10 protein-coding genes are annotated in these 14879 nt (G+C 49.7%); 7 read left to right on the forward strand and 3 right to left on the reverse strand.

The annotated features are described in order from the left end of the window. Window positions 1-270 precede the first annotated feature (270 nt). The 4 genes from ACSFXJ_RS02580 (at window position 271) to ACSFXJ_RS02595 (ending at window position 6009) form a co-directional block, all read left to right on the forward strand. Entirely contained in the window at window positions 271-1596 is a 1326-nt protein-coding gene (locus ACSFXJ_RS02580; protein ID WP_435923669.1) for a sugar ABC transporter substrate-binding protein, read from the forward strand. Between the two features lie 97 nt (window positions 1597-1693). Beyond that, window positions 1694-2995 carry a carbohydrate ABC transporter permease gene (locus ACSFXJ_RS02585; protein WP_435923670.1) on the forward strand — a complete coding sequence of 434 codons (1302 nt, stop codon included), beginning with the start codon at window positions 1694-1696 and terminating at the stop codon, window positions 2993-2995. Then, window positions 2992-3837 carry a sugar ABC transporter permease gene (locus ACSFXJ_RS02590; protein WP_435923671.1) on the forward strand — a complete coding sequence of 282 codons (846 nt, stop codon included), beginning with the start codon at window positions 2992-2994 and terminating at the stop codon, window positions 3835-3837. The genes ACSFXJ_RS02585 and ACSFXJ_RS02590 overlap by 4 nt, the downstream gene beginning before the upstream one ends. Window positions 3838-3933: 96 nt before the next feature. Continuing rightward, window positions 3934-6009 carry a methyl-accepting chemotaxis protein gene (locus tag ACSFXJ_RS02595; RefSeq protein ID WP_435923672.1) on the forward strand — a complete coding sequence of 692 codons (2076 nt, stop codon included), beginning with the start codon at window positions 3934-3936 and terminating at the stop codon, window positions 6007-6009. Window positions 6010-6665: 656 nt separating this feature from the next. Here ACSFXJ_RS02595 and ACSFXJ_RS02600 read toward each other — a convergent pair. Then, window positions 6666-7349 carry a hypothetical protein gene (locus ACSFXJ_RS02600; protein ID WP_435923673.1) on the reverse strand — a complete coding sequence of 228 codons (684 nt, stop codon included), beginning with the start codon at window positions 7347-7349 and terminating at the stop codon, window positions 6666-6668. Between the two features lie 271 nt (window positions 7350-7620). Between ACSFXJ_RS02600 and ACSFXJ_RS02605 the strand changes: the two genes are divergently transcribed. Next, window positions 7621-9306 (forward strand): glycoside hydrolase family 13 protein, encoded by a 1686-nt coding sequence (locus ACSFXJ_RS02605; protein ID WP_435923674.1) that lies wholly within the window; start codon window positions 7621-7623, stop codon window positions 9304-9306. A 42-nt stretch (window positions 9307-9348) separates the two neighbouring features. Here ACSFXJ_RS02605 and ACSFXJ_RS02610 read toward each other — a convergent pair whose 3' ends face one another. Together ACSFXJ_RS02610 and ACSFXJ_RS02615 are read right to left on the reverse strand one after the other, a co-directional pair. Next, window positions 9349-10953 (reverse strand): helix-turn-helix domain-containing protein, encoded by a 1605-nt coding sequence (locus tag ACSFXJ_RS02610; RefSeq protein WP_435923675.1) that lies wholly within the window; start codon window positions 10951-10953, stop codon window positions 9349-9351. 3 nt (window positions 10954-10956) lie between these two features. Then, the gene (locus tag ACSFXJ_RS02615) at window positions 10957-12687 is read right to left on the reverse strand and encodes a cache domain-containing sensor histidine kinase (RefSeq protein ID WP_435923676.1); all 1731 of its coding nucleotides are present in this window, start codon (window positions 12685-12687) and stop codon (window positions 10957-10959) included. Window positions 12688-12995: 308 nt separating this feature from the next. Between ACSFXJ_RS02615 and ACSFXJ_RS02620 the strand changes: the two genes are divergently transcribed. Then, window positions 12996-13919 (forward strand): ABC transporter permease, encoded by a 924-nt coding sequence (locus ACSFXJ_RS02620; protein ID WP_435923677.1) that lies wholly within the window; start codon window positions 12996-12998, stop codon window positions 13917-13919. A gap of 48 nt (window positions 13920-13967) precedes the next feature. Then, a complete protein-coding gene (locus ACSFXJ_RS02625) occupies window positions 13968-14855 on the forward strand; it encodes a carbohydrate ABC transporter permease (RefSeq protein WP_435925661.1) in 888 nt (295 codons plus the stop codon). Window positions 14856-14879: the final 24 nt, after the last annotated feature.

The following is a 14879-nucleotide window of genomic DNA, read 5'->3' on the forward strand; positions in this document are numbered from 1 at the left end:
ATTTAGGAAATGTGCGAAATTCGGAGCATTCATTAGGAATTTTACGATATTGGAGTGAAAACATGAAAATATGGTATGTGCAAACGTTTTTACTAATCGATAACTATGTTGTATCATGAACTCGAGGATAAAGCGCTTTCCAGTCATAAAAAAGGTGCGTTTTACGGCAAATAGGATGAAAAAGTCGGAATCGTTCCTTTACCGCTGAAATCGTTTGCGCAACTTCCAAGAGACTAGTTTCACGTTAAATTCAAGGAGGGGTTTAGCTTTATGAAATTAAAAAAAGCACTGGTTTTGCTCGCATCCCTGTCGCTGGTAGCATCCATCACCGCTTGCGGCAGCAGTAACAACGGCGGTAACAACACTGCCAATACTCCGGCTCCGGCCAACAACGCGCAAGGCAATGCGAACGCAGGCAACAACGCATCCGCAGGGGCTGAGGCGATTACTCCGGAAGAAGGCGCCGAACTGTTAGTTTGGGAAAGTAAAGAAGAAATGGCCTTTACGGAAGAAATCGTAAAACAGTTCGAAGAAAAGTACGGCGTTAAAGTACGGATCGAAGAAAAGGCTCCTACGGACCAAATCGGCGTATTGACGCAAGACGGACCATCCGGCTTGGCGGCAGACGTGCTGATCGTACCGCATGACCACATCGGTAATGCAGCGAAATCCGGTCTGATTCTTGCGAACGACGTGTTCGAAGAAGAAACGAAGAAGAACAACACCGAAGCATCGATCGTCGGCGCATCTTTTGAAGATGTCCTTTACGGCTATCCGAGATCGGCCGAAACGATGGCGCTTTACTATAACAAATCGCTGGTTAAAGAAGCACCTAAGTCTTTCGATGACGTTCTTGAATTCAGCAAAACGTTCACGAACAAAGACCAAAACAAATACGGTATCATGTGGGAAGCAGGCAACATGTACTTCAACTATCCGTTCATCGCCAGCGCCGGCGGTTACCTGTTCGGCAACAACGGAACGGATCCTAACGATATCGGTCTTGCAAACGATGGTGCGATTGAAGGCCTGAAAGTGTTCCAAAGCTTGAAAGCAGCATTGCCGATTAACACCGGCGATATCAACCCTGACATCAAGCGCAGCTTGTTTGGCTCCGGCGACGTAGCGATGGATATCAACGGTCCTTGGGAACTGGCCGGTTACAAAGCCGCTCTGGGCGACAACCTCGGCTTGGCACCATACCCGACGGTAGCCGGCAAAACGGCAATCACGTTCTCCGGTATTAAGGTATGGGTGGTTAACTCCTTTACGAAATATCCGAATGCGGCAAAATTGTTTGCCAACTTTGCTTCCAATAAGGATGCACAACTTTTGCTGAACGAAAAAGTCGGCGCCGTTCCTACGAACTTGGAAGCTCTGGAATCCGATCAAATCAAGAACGATCCATATGTATCGGCATTTGCCGAGCAAGCGAAAAACTCCCAGCCAATGCCTTCGATTCCGGAAATGTCGAACGTTTGGGCTCCTGTAAACGCTGCGTTGCCTGAAATCTGGAACAACAACGCGGATCCGAAAACAGCTATGGATAAAGCCGTTAAGCAAATCCAAGATCTGAATCAAAGCGCTGCTCAGTAATTAGTACAACAATACCCAGAGGAAACATAAAACACCCGCCGCATAGAAGCGGCGGGTCGTTTCCTCGATTCACGGGTGGAGGGGAGAAGGAAGGGAAATGGGCCGGCACCGCAATAACGCAACTATACTGTCGATACTCAGCATGGGATTGGGCCAAATATATAATCGCCAATTCATCAAGGGGTTACTGTTTCTAGCTTTTGAAGCATTCGGGATCATTTACTTCATCAATAATCTTAGAGATGCGCTTTGGGGCATCGTCACGCTCGGCGATACGCCGAGAATGCTGGTAAAAGGAAAATGGGTTGATGGAGATCATTCCATTTTCATCATGATTCAAAGCTTGATCACATTGTTGTTTCTTATCGTTTTTCTTATCGTTTACGTCATGAACATCCGCGATGCCCGCAAAATCGGGGCTGAACGGGAAAACGGCAAAGTGCCGAACAACTTTATTCAGTCGGTTCGCTATGTATTGGACTATAAATTCGCCGTTGCTTTTCTGAGTATTCCAGCGCTCGGCATTTTATTTTTTACGGTGATGCCGATTATCTTCATGGTGATGCTGGCATTTACGAACTATTCCGCGCCAAACCATATTCCGCCTGCGATGCTGGTGGACTGGGTCGGGTTTGGAACCTTTAAAAACCTGGTCGCGCTGAAAACATGGAGCCATACCTTCTACGGTGTCTTGACCTGGACGATTATCTGGGCGGTTTTGTCGACCGTCACGACTTATTTCGGCGGCTTGCTCGTCGCGCTGCTGATCAATCAGAAGGGTATCCGTTTTAAAGGGGTATGGAGAACGATTTTGATTCTTCCTTACGCAATCCCGCAGCTGATTTCGCTGCTTGTTATGAGAAATATGTTTAACGGCCAGTTCGGGCCGGTCAACCAGTATCTGGGTTATTTCGGACTCGGGCGAATCCCGTGGCTTACGGATCCAACCTGGGCCAAGGTGACGGTTATTCTGGTCAATATGTGGGTAGGTATTCCGGTTTCGATGCTGCTCATTCTGGGTGTCTTGACTACCATTCCGAAAGATATGTACGAAGCTGCGGAAGTAGACGGGGCGACAGGGTTTCAAAAATTCAAAATCGTCACGCTGCCAATGGTGTTGTTTACGACAGCTCCAACCTTGATTACGCAATTTGCCGGTAACATCAACAACTTTAACGCCATCTTCCTGTTGACCGGTGGTGATCCGGTTAAAGGTGATTATCAATATGCAGGCGCGACCGACCTGCTCGTGACATGGCTGTACAAACTGACGCTCAATCAGAACAAGTACAACATGGCATCCGCCGTTGGTATTATCATCTTCATCATCATTGCCGCGTTCTCGATTTATAACTATCGCAGAACCAAGTCGTTCAAAGAGGAGGATATGATCCAATGAGCGGACGTAAAATGAGAAACACAATTCGAATGACGGCCAGCTATATCACTCTTGTCATTTTGTGTATCGCGGCGCTTTATCCGGCGCTTTGGGTCATTTTGGGCTCCTTCCGTCCGGGTAAATCCTTGTACAGTAAAACGTTGATTCCGGAAACATTTACGTTTGACCACTACGTTGAATTGTTTACATCAAAAACATACTTGTTCGGCCAGTGGTATTTGAATACGTTGAAAATTTCCGTAAGCTCCATGGTATTGGGCGTCCTGCTCACCTTGCTTACGAGTTACGCGTTATCCCGTTTCCGGTTCCGCGGACGCAAGAACTCGCTGTCGGTGCTGCTCGTACTCGGCATGTTCCCCGGGTTCATGAGTATGATCGCGATTTACTTGCTGCTTCGTGAAATGCAGCTTCTGGATACGCATATTGCGCTCATTATCGTTTATGCCGCAGGGGCGCCGATCGGCGGAACCTTTATCGCCAAGGGCTTCCTGGACACGATTCCGAGATCTTTGGATGAAGCGGCGAGAATCGACGGTGCCAGCAACTTCAGAATCTTTTATAAGATTATTCTTCCGCTGTCCAAGCCGATGCTGACGTACATGGCGTTAACCCAGTTTGTCGGCCCGTGGGTTGACTTCATTTTCGCCAAGCTCGTACTGCGGACCAAGGAAAACTGGACGCTTGCCGTCGGGATGTGGGATATGGTCAGCAGTAACCAGAACACCAACTTCACATTGTTTTCAGCCGGTGCGGTGTTGATCGCCTTGCCGATTACGATATTGTTTATGTTCCTGCAACGTTTGCTTGTGGATGGTCTGACATCCGGCGCAAGCAAAGGCTAACAGAACAAAGGGTATAGTACTCAGTTAACGGCTGAGTTTCTATACCTTTTTTTCTAGATAAAAAGTACATAAGCTTTGCCTATGAGGGGGAAGTGCATGAAACAGTTAAGCAAATTGCAGTTCAAGTCGGTCGGAATGAAAATTTTCGTCATTTTGTTTGCAACGGTGGTGTTGTTGTCGGCCGTGCTGGGAATCAGCTCATATCTGATGTCGAGGGATATTATCCGCGGTCAGGTGGGAAGCGCCTCGTCGCAAGCGATTGAACAAGCGGCGGACAAGGTTGATTTTCTGCTGAAGGAGTATGAGTCCATTTCGCGGCAGCTTGCCGTCGATACCCAATTGCGGACGGATTTGGAGCTCGTAAGAGGGGCGGATACGGATATCGTCAAAAAGACCGAAGCGGAGACCCGAATCAAAAACAAGCTGGAAGCGATGAAAGGCTCGGACGATCGGCTGTACGGGATCAGGCTCCTAAGCAAAGACAATAGCACCTCTTTTTTTACCTCGGGATCCACAGGCGCAACTACGAGTAAAGAGGGAGAAGCCCGGACTAAAGCCATCGTCGATGCCGCGGGCAAGACACTCTGGATTCCGGGTTTAAAAAAGGGCTACTTCGGAAGTTACAACGAACCCACGGTCACCATGGGCAGATTGCTGCAAAATTTGAAGAATCCGAACGCGGAATTTGTTTTGCTGCTTGAGATCAAGGACGAGGCGTTTGTGAATACGCTCTCAAACTTGAAGATCGGCAAATCCGGCGAAGTGCGGATCATTACGTCCGATAATACAATTGTCCATGCCCCCGACCCTGGGCTGATCGAGTCCAAGTCCCAAATCGGCCTGGATCAAAAACTGCCTGAAGGGGAAAGCACCTCCTTTACCGCGGATGATGAAAAAGGCGTACAGCAGCTCGTTGTCTACAGACAGCTTCAAACGACGGACTGGCGGATTATCGGCTATGCGCCGGAGAGCGACTTTTTGAGCGCGGCGGACAAGCTGATTTACGTGACCGTGTTCGTTATCGTGCTGTCCGTCCTGGTCGCGTCGGCGATCGGTTACTATTTGTTCAGAATGGTCGGCAAGCCGCTGCAAAAGCTGTCCCGGCTCATGGAAGAAGGGGAGCGCGGCAATTTGAGCGTCCGCACGAGCTTCAAGGGACAGGATGAAATCGGCCGGCTCGGACAAAGCTTTAACCGGATGGTGGAACAGATTTCCCTGCTGGTTGAAAAAACGAATGATTCCACTGCAGGCTTGCTGGCCACCGCGGAAAACTTGACCCGCGTATCTCGGGACACGTCCCAGACTGCCGGCGAGGTCGCCGCGGCGACGGAGGAAATCGCCCAAGGCGCGTCAAGCCTCGCCGTTGAAGCGGAGAAAGGGACGGATCTGGTCGACAAGATCGGCAGCCAAATGAACCGGGTGGTTTCACTGAATACGGCGATGGACGAATCGGCGGAGCGCGTCATCGAAGTGAGCAATCAGGGCCGGACGTACATGGAGCAGCTGGTGGAAAAGACGGATGCGGTGTCCCGGATGACCAGTATTATTGAGGAGAACTCCGGCAAACTGAGCAGAAGCACGTATTCGATCCGGGGGATATTGGCCCCGATGGTCGAAATGACCAAGCAAACGAACATTTTGTCGTTGAACGCTTCGATCGAAGCTTCGCGTGCCGGAGCTGCGGGAAAAGGATTCGTGGTCATTGCGGACGAGATCCGCAAGCTGTCGGCCCAATCGAACGAATCGATCCAACATGTGTCCGAGATGACGGAAGAGATTCAGGCGGCCATCGAAGGTACGGTCGAGGTTCTGATGAGCGTTACGCCGATGTTTGACGAACAGCTCGCCTCCGTAAAAGAGGCTTCCTCCATCTTCCAAAGAGTCAGCTTGGAAATGGAACGTTTTATCGGCGACTTGCAAAGCTCGTCCGAATCCATAAAGGAGCTGATTGCCTCTCAAACGGCATTAAGCGACTTTATCGGCAGCGTAAGCGCGGTCGCGCAGCAGACGAACGCATCGACGGAGGAAGTGGCCTCGATGTCGTCCGAGCAGTACAGAGTCAGCGAGGAACTGGTGCGCCTGTCCAACCGGCTCGAGGAATTGTCGGAGATGCTGAAGGATTCGCTGGGCGCGTTCCAGGTGGATTCCATGAGCGAAAAGAAGGAGGCTTAGGCCGTTTCGCAGCCATCCGGGCGGAGAATCGCCCGGGTGGCTGCTATTTATGCTGATGTTTACGTCCAATACTATCTTCCTTGCCCATTCTGTACGATATTTCAACTACAATTTCGGAAATTACGGCGAAATGGCTTAATCTGTATGAAATTTCATACAGATTTTGCTCTTTTGGCGCCTTTTTCGGAGATTGTGTATGATTTTTCATACAGAATCGTTAAATTGGCCGTTTTTTCGTAAAATGTGTATGATTTTTCGTACAGGCTAAGGAGCTCGACTTCAAAAACCACTACAAACCACCGTACATCGCACACCACAAACCACACACCGTACATCCATGATGCCACGCACCAACACACTACACATCGCCCATCCGTGCCACGCACCAACACACTACACACCGCAGATCCGTGCCACGCACCAACACACTACACACCGCCCATCCATGCCACACTGCTACACACCACACACTGCAGATCCATGCTACACACACAAACACACTACACACCGCAGATCCATGCTACGCACCAACACACTACACATCGCAATCCATGCCACACATCACATCAACAGACCACACGTCCGCACGTCCGCACGTCCGCACTCATATATACAATTACCACTCTGGATCCCGTACCAAGGCCTAATGGGTTTAGTCAAACCAAATCCGGACTTTGCAGGCTGCCGATATATTCGTAGTATATGACACGTTTCGAGCTGCCTCTTTCAACGGCCCGAAGTTTTCCTTTCTCTACTAACCCGCGACAATGCTTGATCACCGTCATTTTATGCAGCTCCAATTCCCTGGCAACCTCCGTCGGGCGAATGATTCTGTCATGTCGGATAGCGGCCCGCATCAATTCCCGTTCAATCTTTGAATATTTTCTCCCGGTCACCTTTCCCTTACCATCTATAGCCGTAAGTAAAGGGGACAAGATGTTCCGTACGGCAGACAAGACGAAAGAGGGATTTTCTTTTAGCTCATCGAGCGATATATAGAGTACCATACAATCCTGACCTTGAAGAAAGAGTCCGCGATTCAGATCTAACCGGTATTTGGTTCGGTCCGTTCCATGTGTTCCGTAATCCATAATTTCAAAAACAATGCGCACAGCCCCGACGATCCACATGAAATCGGCAAAATATGATCGACCTCTCCAATCTTTCACTTCATATTCGGGATGCAATCCTTGAAAATGTCCGACGATAGGCCACCAGATTTGCGCAACAAACAATTGATTTCCGTACCCGTGTCCTCGCTTCAGGGCATCAAGCCGTTCCCCTTGTCTTCGCTTAAGATGATCGTTTAGCCATGTTTCGTGCTCCGTTCTGAACCCCATTTTTTCACCTCTCCCTTATGATAAAAACAGAAAAACCCCGCCTCCTTCGGAAACCGAAAGGAAGCGGGGCATGCTTTGCCACATGTTTACAATTTAGTTTAACTATGGTTTGCTACAAAAAAGATGGGAAAGCAATAAATAGTAATGACTCCCTCATTAATGCAAACGATTGCGCGAATATTAGAAAAGAAGTATACTTACACTGGAATAATACTAATAAGTCATCAACAAGCTTTCAATCACAGAACACAAGGGGAATGAATTCAAGACGATGAAAAAGACATGGTGGAAAGAGGCCGTAGCCTATCAAATATACCCGCGCAGCTTCATGGACAGCAACGGGGACGGAATCGGCGACTTGCGGGGGATCATCTCCAAGCTGGATTACTTGCAGGATTTGGGGATCGATTTGATCTGGATCTGCCCGATCTATAAATCGCCGAATGACGATAACGGATATGACGTATCGGATTATCAGGATATCATGGCGGAGTTCGGGACGATGGCGGATTTTGACGAGCTGCTGGGTGAAGTTCATGCGAGGGGCATGAAGCTGATCATGGATTTGGTCATTAACCACACCTCGGACGAGCATCCATGGTTTATCGAATCGAGATCATCGCTGGACAATCCGAAACGGGATTACTATATATGGGCCGATCCGAAAGACGGAATGGAGCCGAATAACTGGGCAAGTATATTTAGCGGCTCGATTTGGGAATACGACGAGCATACCGGTCAATATTTTATGCACGTGTTTTCGCGGAGACAGCCGGACCTGAACTGGGAAAATCCAAACGTACGCAGAGAATTGTACGATATGGTCAACTGGTGGCTCGACAAAGGCATCGACGGCTTCCGGGTGGACGCAATTTCCCATATCAAAAAGACGGCAGGGTTCCCGGATATGCCGAATCCGAACAAACTGCGTTACGTGCCGTCGGAAGCGGGACATATGAACCGGGAAGGCATCCACGAGCTGCTGTCCGAAATGAATGCGGAAACGTTCGCGAAATACGATATCGTGACGGTCGGCGAGGCGAGCGGAGTTACCGTGGACGAGGCGGATCTTTGGGTCGGCGAGCAAAACGGAAAATTCAATATGATTTTTCAATTTGAGCACATGGGACTTTGGCAGAAGAGCCTGGATAACGGACTTGATCTGCATCAGTTGAAATCGGTGCTGACCGGCTGGCAGAAAGGTCTTGAAGGTACCGGCTGGAACGCGTTGTTCCTGGAAAATCACGATCAGCCCCGCTCCGTATCGACTTGGGGCAATGATGGCGAGTATTGGGACAAGTCGGCCAAAGCGTTGGCAACGATGTATTTTCTGATGCAGGGCACGCCGTTCATTTACCAAGGCCAGGAAATCGGAATGACCAACGTGCAATTCCCGTCGATCGAGGATTACAACGATGTGTCCATGAGAAATTGGTATAACATCGAAAAGGCGAACGGAAAGAGCCATGAGGAAATCATGCCGGTCATTTGGAGAAACGGACGGGACAACTCCAGAACGCCGATGCAGTGGAACGACAGCCGTAATGCGGGCTTCTCGTCAGGCGAGCCTTGGTTCGGAATAAATCCGAATTACAAGGAAATCAATGTCGAGAAGGCGATGAAAGACCCGGACTCCATCTATCATTATTTCAAAAAGCTGATTCGTTTGCGCAAGGAGCATGAAGCCCTTGTCTACGGAACATATGAGTTGATCCTGCCGGATCATGACTGCATTTACGGCTATACGCGAACGCTGGGGAATGAGAAGCTGCTCGTTCTCGTCAATATGTTTGCGGAAGAAGCCGAATTCGAATTGTCCGGCGAACTGGCCGTTGCCGTTGCACAGCCGTCCGCCGAGCTTTTGCTCACCAACGATCCTGACGCCCAAGGCAAGGAAGCCCTATCCGGCAACCTTCTTAAGCCTTATGAAGCTCGGGTGTACCGGATTAACGGTTAAAATTACAAAAAAGATGCGTGAAGGGGATATACAATCACCCTTTCACGCATTTTTTGCATGCCGCTTTTTATATTCATTCGGTGACAGGCCGACTTCCTGCTTGAACAGCTTGCAGAAGTAAGAATAGTTGGCGTACCCCGCCTTATTGGCAATTGTATAAACCGATAGTTTCGTCGTTTCCAGCAGATGCTTTGCGGCCGCGATCCGCACCCGGATCACGTAGCTTCCCAAGGAAATTCCCGTTTCCCGCTTGAACAATCTTGCCAGGTAGTCGGGATTCAAATAGACGATTTCGGCCAGATCGTTGCGGGTAAGCTCCTTTCCGTAGTGCTCCTGGATATGCTGTTTGATTTGTTCGACCACCGATTTGGGCTGGGCGGCGAAATCCCGGTATTCCATCGCGGTGTAAACCAAGTACTTCAAATATTCCTCCATATCCTCAATCGAGCTAAGCGAATGCATCAGCAGCCGGTCGTTGGTTTTACCCGAATACAGCTTATGCGCCTGGATGCCTTTCATCTTCAAAAAGGAGTACACGAGCTGGCTCATATCCAGCCGAAACAGGCTGAGAATGGACGTGCCCAGCGTTTTGTTCCTGGTCAGGGATTTTAAATACGCGGAGGTTTCTTCGAGAAAAACGGCCGGTTTGTTCTGGTTCAGCAGTTCTTCCAGACGCGCCAGGTCCGGCGGCGAATAGTCCGCTTGCTCCGGCCGGTCGCAACGCTCCACGACATAAGTCTGATTACGGATTTTGGCCATCTCGTCATCCATGATAAACAATTGCTTGACGATTTCGCCGAACTCCCCGAGCTTGCCGGGCAAGGCGATCATGCAGCAGGCATCGCATTTTAAAAAGTGGTTGGCCCTTAGAATCCATGACGCGCATAAGCGTTCAATCGCCTGGGGATCGGGGCTGCGGTTCCATTTCAAAACGGCAAGCCAGGTATATTCCTTATGCTCCAAAACGGTTTCTACGGAAAAGTCGCCGCTTTGGAACCATTCGTCAATCACATTTTGCAGCGCGAAATCGAACAGTCCTTTTTCTTCTTTGCCCATGCTTCCGTTATACGGGAAAATGTTAAACAACAAGGGCTGTACGATGTCGGTCATCTCGTAGGAGAGATGCTGTTCGGAGATCGCCTGGGAGATCACGGATGGCTTAATCGGGAATGACTTGCCTCCGCCGGCCAGCTTGCGCCAGAAATACTCCACGATTTTGGCCTGGTTTTTTTGCCAGAACCGGCCTTCCTCGATGGCCTTCTCGTTGTTTTGCTGTTCCTTGGCCCGATGCACCGCCTTTTGAAGAATGAGCATCAGTTTGTCAAACTCGATCGGCTTGAGGAAATATTCGAAGCTTTGCAGCTCGATCGCCTTTTGCGCATAATTGAAATCCGCGTAATTCGTCAGGAAAATAGCTTGAACGCCGTAATTTTTCTCGCGGATCCAAGCCAGCAGCTCCAACCCGCTTCCTTGCGGCATTTCAATATCCGACACCAGGATGTGCACGGGAGACCGTTCCAGAATTTCGCGGGCTTGAGCGACGTTGTTGGCCGTAAAGACCGCTTCGATGCCCAAAGCCGGCCAATCGATCCTTTTTTCCAATGCGGTGACGACAAAATAGTCGTCGTCCACAAGCAGAGCGTTCATAGGCTACACTCCTGTCCGCTCCGGCGCCGCCGCCGGAAGATTTAACGTAACGAGGGCGCCGCCGCTCGCCATATTGTCGAAAAGAATGACGGCGTCGCCATGATACATCGATTCCAGCCGTTGCATCGTATTCATGATCCCGATATGGGTCCCGTCGGATTGGTCCAGCGGTTCTCCGGATTGCAAGGCATTCAGAATGTCCGTCGGAAAACCTGGCCCGGTATCGGAAATCGAAATTCGAATCCGCTCTTCTCCATCTTCGGCATGGTGCCGGACCTCAAGCGAAATTTGCACTTCCGAAGTCCGGGAGACGGCGTATTTGACCGCATTCTCGACAAAAGTCTGAAGCACGAGCGGCGGAATTTCCGCATGAAGCGTGCTCTCTTCCTGTTTGATGCAATACGCAAGCGCATCCTTATACCGGTGTTTTTGAATATCCATATAAATGCGGACGTGATCGATCTCGTCTTCCAGGCGTACGAAATCTTCGCCGCTTTGGAAGATATAACGGAAATACTTGGATGTGGACAAGGCCATCTGTTCGATTTCCTGATGCATTTGCATCTGAGCCATGCTGTATATACTGGTCAGGCAATTCAGGAAAAAATGGGGCTTGATCTGCAGCTTCATATAATCCAGCTGAATCCGCTGCTTCTCCAGTTCCCGCTCGTAAAGATCGATTTTGAACTTTTTGATCTGGTTGACCAGATTCATGAACAGCTTGTTTGCCTTTTCCAACTCGCTGATTTTGCTGCTTTCGAGGTTGAGCGGCTCACCGTCCTCGTTCCAGAAAGCAAGGTTGTAGGAGAAGCTTTTGATCGGCTTCAATACTTTGTTTTTGAAGTAGAGCAGGATGAAGCCCAAATTGAAGGCAATCAGCAGGGCCAGCAAAATAATCAGCAGCTGGGCGATCATGATTTTCTCGAACGCACCGAATTGAATGACCAGTTTTACATAGAAAGAAGCATTCGTAAACTCGCCTTTGACCGTCGTTCGCGTGCGCAGCAGGTTCAGGAGCGGGTTTTCTTCCGGTTCCTCCGTCATGGCCTCCCCGTTGTTGGAGATGCGGCTGGTCACGCTTTGTTCCGAATCGTTCACGAGCGAGACGTACCCGTTCCCGCCTAAATTAAGCTCCCGCAAAGGACGGATCAGATTATCCGCGGATACCGTGGCGATCATGTAACTGTCATGATAAGGGACGATATTCGTGATGTAATATTTGCCCTTCACCTGAACGGGGGTCCATTTCGAGTAAAACTTTTCATAGACGTCCTTGTCCTCGACGAAACTCATGATTTGCCTTTTCAGTTCCTGGTAGTCCGAATAATTCATGCTGAGCGGAGCGCTGTTCAGAAAAAAGTGCTGTTCCTTCAAATACACAAAGTAATGGTATTCCTTCCCGTAGTTTTTTTGCAGCTCGCTAAAGCGTCTGTGGAGGTTTTCGTTAGCCTTTAAAAACTCTTCGGAATCGGGTTCGGCCGTGTTCATGATTTCCATGTTCTCATCGTTGGCCAGCGTCCAGCCCATATAGTGATTCATGTATGCGAAGTCATGATTGATCCGGTTAATGTACAAGTCGGCCGTATCCTGCAGATAACGGGTGGATTGCTGTTTGACGATGGAGATGGAAGCGAAGCTGATCGCAAAATCCAGGATCAATACGATAAATGAAGTGACGAACATGATTTTGACGTAATGACGAATCGGATACTCCTTGTCACCGGATTTTCCCATATGCTTTGGCCCATCGTCCTTTCCTGCGGAAGCGTTCGGTTCAACGTGTATGCGCTTTATTTAAGCCGTCTAAAAATATTATAGAAGCTTTAAATGAAAAAAACATAGAAACCTATCGGCATTTTGCGGCAAAGTCCGGATAGCACCATGAAAAGTCCGAAAAGTACCATACCGGTTCCGCATGGTCCGGTTTTGGCGATTCCTCCTGCAAGTCAAAAGTCCGTTTAGCGCTTGTGCAAGGTCCGAAAAAGCGCGGGACGCGAAGATATACTGAAAGTGTTCATATAAAGATGCAAGGAGGGGATGTCATGAAAGCCGGTCAAATCGGCGCAGGGCGGAGATACGGGCCGATTCGGCGAAATTGGGGCCTGTACTTGTTGCTGCTTCCGGCTGTGGTACTGACGCTGTTGTTCGCCTATAAACCGATGTACGGGGTACTGATCGCGTTTAAGGACTACAGCCCGGCGCTCGGGATCGGGGGAAGTCCGTGGGCGGGATTCAAGTATTTCGAAAAGTTTTTTAATTCCTACCAGTTTTCGACGACGATCAAAAATACGATCATTATCAGTCTCTACAGCCTGATTACGTTTCCGATCCCGATCGTATTGGCGCTGATGGTCAACCAGATGCGGGCGAACCGGTTCCGGCGATTTTTTCAGACGGTATCGTACATGCCGCATTTTATTTCGACGGTGGTCATGGTAGGGCTGATGCTGATTTTGCTGTCCCCGAGTACGGGATTGGTCGGCAACGCCTTCAAGCTTTTCGGAGCGGAGGCTCCCGACTTGATGGGCTCTTCCGGGTGGTTCAGCAGCATTTACGTCTGGTCGGATGTGTGGCAGCACGCCGGCTGGGACAGCATCATCTACATCGCGGCGTTGTCCACGGTGGACCCGAGCTTGTATGAAGCCGCAACGGTGGACGGAGCGAGCCGGTGGCACAAAATCCGCTATATCGACATTCCGATGCTGATGCCGACGGCGATTACGCTGCTCATTTTACGGGTCGGCGGCCTGCTCGGGGTCGGGTTCGAAAAAGTGTACCTGATGCAGAACGACTTGAACATTCCCGCGAGCGAGATTCTGTCCACCTATGTGTACAAAATCGGGCTGCTTAGCAGCCAATATAGCTTTTCCTCGGCCATCAACCTGTTTAACACCGTCATCAATTTTATTTTGCTGATTCTTGTGAACCAGATTTCCAAGAAGTACAGCGAGAACAGTCTTTGGTAGGGAAGGTGGTAACTCGTGGAGACAGCGAATGCGGCGGTAAGCCCGGCAGTGGCCAAAGTGAAGCAGGGACCGTCCGATAAGGCGGCAGAAGTCGTGATTTACGGTTTTGCGATCCTCTTTTTGATCGCGCTGATTTACCCGCTATATTTTATCGTAATCGCCTCGTTCAGCGATCCGTCGGCCGTGGCGAACGGGAAGGTATGGTTTTTTCCGAAGGGATTTACGCTGGACGGGTACAAGGAGCTTTTTAAGCACGAAAACATTTGGATCGGCTACAGAAACACGATATTGTATACGGTGATAGGGACGGCCATCGGTCTCGTCGTCAATATACCGGCGGCCTATGCTTTGTCCAGGAAAGACCTGAAGGGGCGCAAGTTTCTGTCTTTATACTTCATCTTTACGATGTTTTTCAGCGGCGGGCTGATCCCCACGTTCCTGACGATTCGCGATTTCCATATGTACGACACGTTTCTCGTCATGGTCCTGCCTTTTTCCGTGGTCGTGTACGATATTATTGTGGCAAGGACTTTTTTTCAGACGAGCATTCCGGGGGACTTATGGGAGGCGGCTCAGATCGACGGTTGCGGCAATTTGCGGTACTTCGCCCAAGTCGTTCTGCCGTTGTCGAAGGCGATTATTGCGGTGCTTGGCTTATGGATCGCCGTCGGATACTGGAATTCGTATTTTAATGCGTTGATTTATTTGAAAAATCCCGATTTGCATCCCTTGCAGCTGATCCTTCGCAACATTCTGATCACCAATCAGATGCAGTCCGGGATGGGAACCGGCGAAGCCGCCCAAATCGCGCTGCGGCTGGCCAATATGATGCGCTATTCGGTCATTATTATCGCTACCGTTCCGATCCTATGCGTGTATCCTTTCGTGCAGAAGTATTTTAACCAAGGGGTCATGATCGGCGCGGTGAAGAGTTAAGGGTTTATGGTTTAGGGCTTAGGA

The organism is Paenibacillus salivarius (assembly GCF_051307165.1).
In the GTDB taxonomy this organism is placed as follows: Bacteria; Bacillota; Bacilli; order Paenibacillales; family Paenibacillaceae; genus Fontibacillus.

Excerpts from the sequence above, each read along its gene's own strand:
- ACSFXJ_RS02590 (WP_435923671.1), top strand. The coding sequence starts at position 2,992 with ATGAGCGGACGTAAAATGAGAAACACAATTCGAATGACGGCCAGCTAT.
- ACSFXJ_RS02585 (WP_435923670.1), top strand. The coding sequence starts at position 1,694 with ATGGGCCGGCACCGCAATAACGCAACTATACTGTCGATACTCAGCATG.
- ACSFXJ_RS02620 (WP_435923677.1), top strand. The coding sequence starts at position 12,996 with ATGAAAGCCGGTCAAATCGGCGCAGGGCGGAGATACGGGCCGATTCGG.
- ACSFXJ_RS02600 (WP_435923673.1), bottom strand. The coding sequence starts at position 7,349 with ATGGGGTTCAGAACGGAGCACGAAACATGGCTAAACGATCATCTTAAG.
- ACSFXJ_RS02615 (WP_435923676.1), bottom strand. The coding sequence starts at position 12,687 with ATGGGAAAATCCGGTGACAAGGAGTATCCGATTCGTCATTACGTCAAA.
- ACSFXJ_RS02595 (WP_435923672.1), top strand. The coding sequence starts at position 3,934 with ATGAAACAGTTAAGCAAATTGCAGTTCAAGTCGGTCGGAATGAAAATT.
- ACSFXJ_RS02580 (WP_435923669.1), top strand. The coding sequence starts at position 271 with ATGAAATTAAAAAAAGCACTGGTTTTGCTCGCATCCCTGTCGCTGGTA.
- ACSFXJ_RS02610 (WP_435923675.1), bottom strand. The coding sequence starts at position 10,953 with ATGAACGCTCTGCTTGTGGACGACGACTATTTTGTCGTCACCGCATTG.
- ACSFXJ_RS02605 (WP_435923674.1), top strand. The coding sequence starts at position 7,621 with ATGAAAAAGACATGGTGGAAAGAGGCCGTAGCCTATCAAATATACCCG.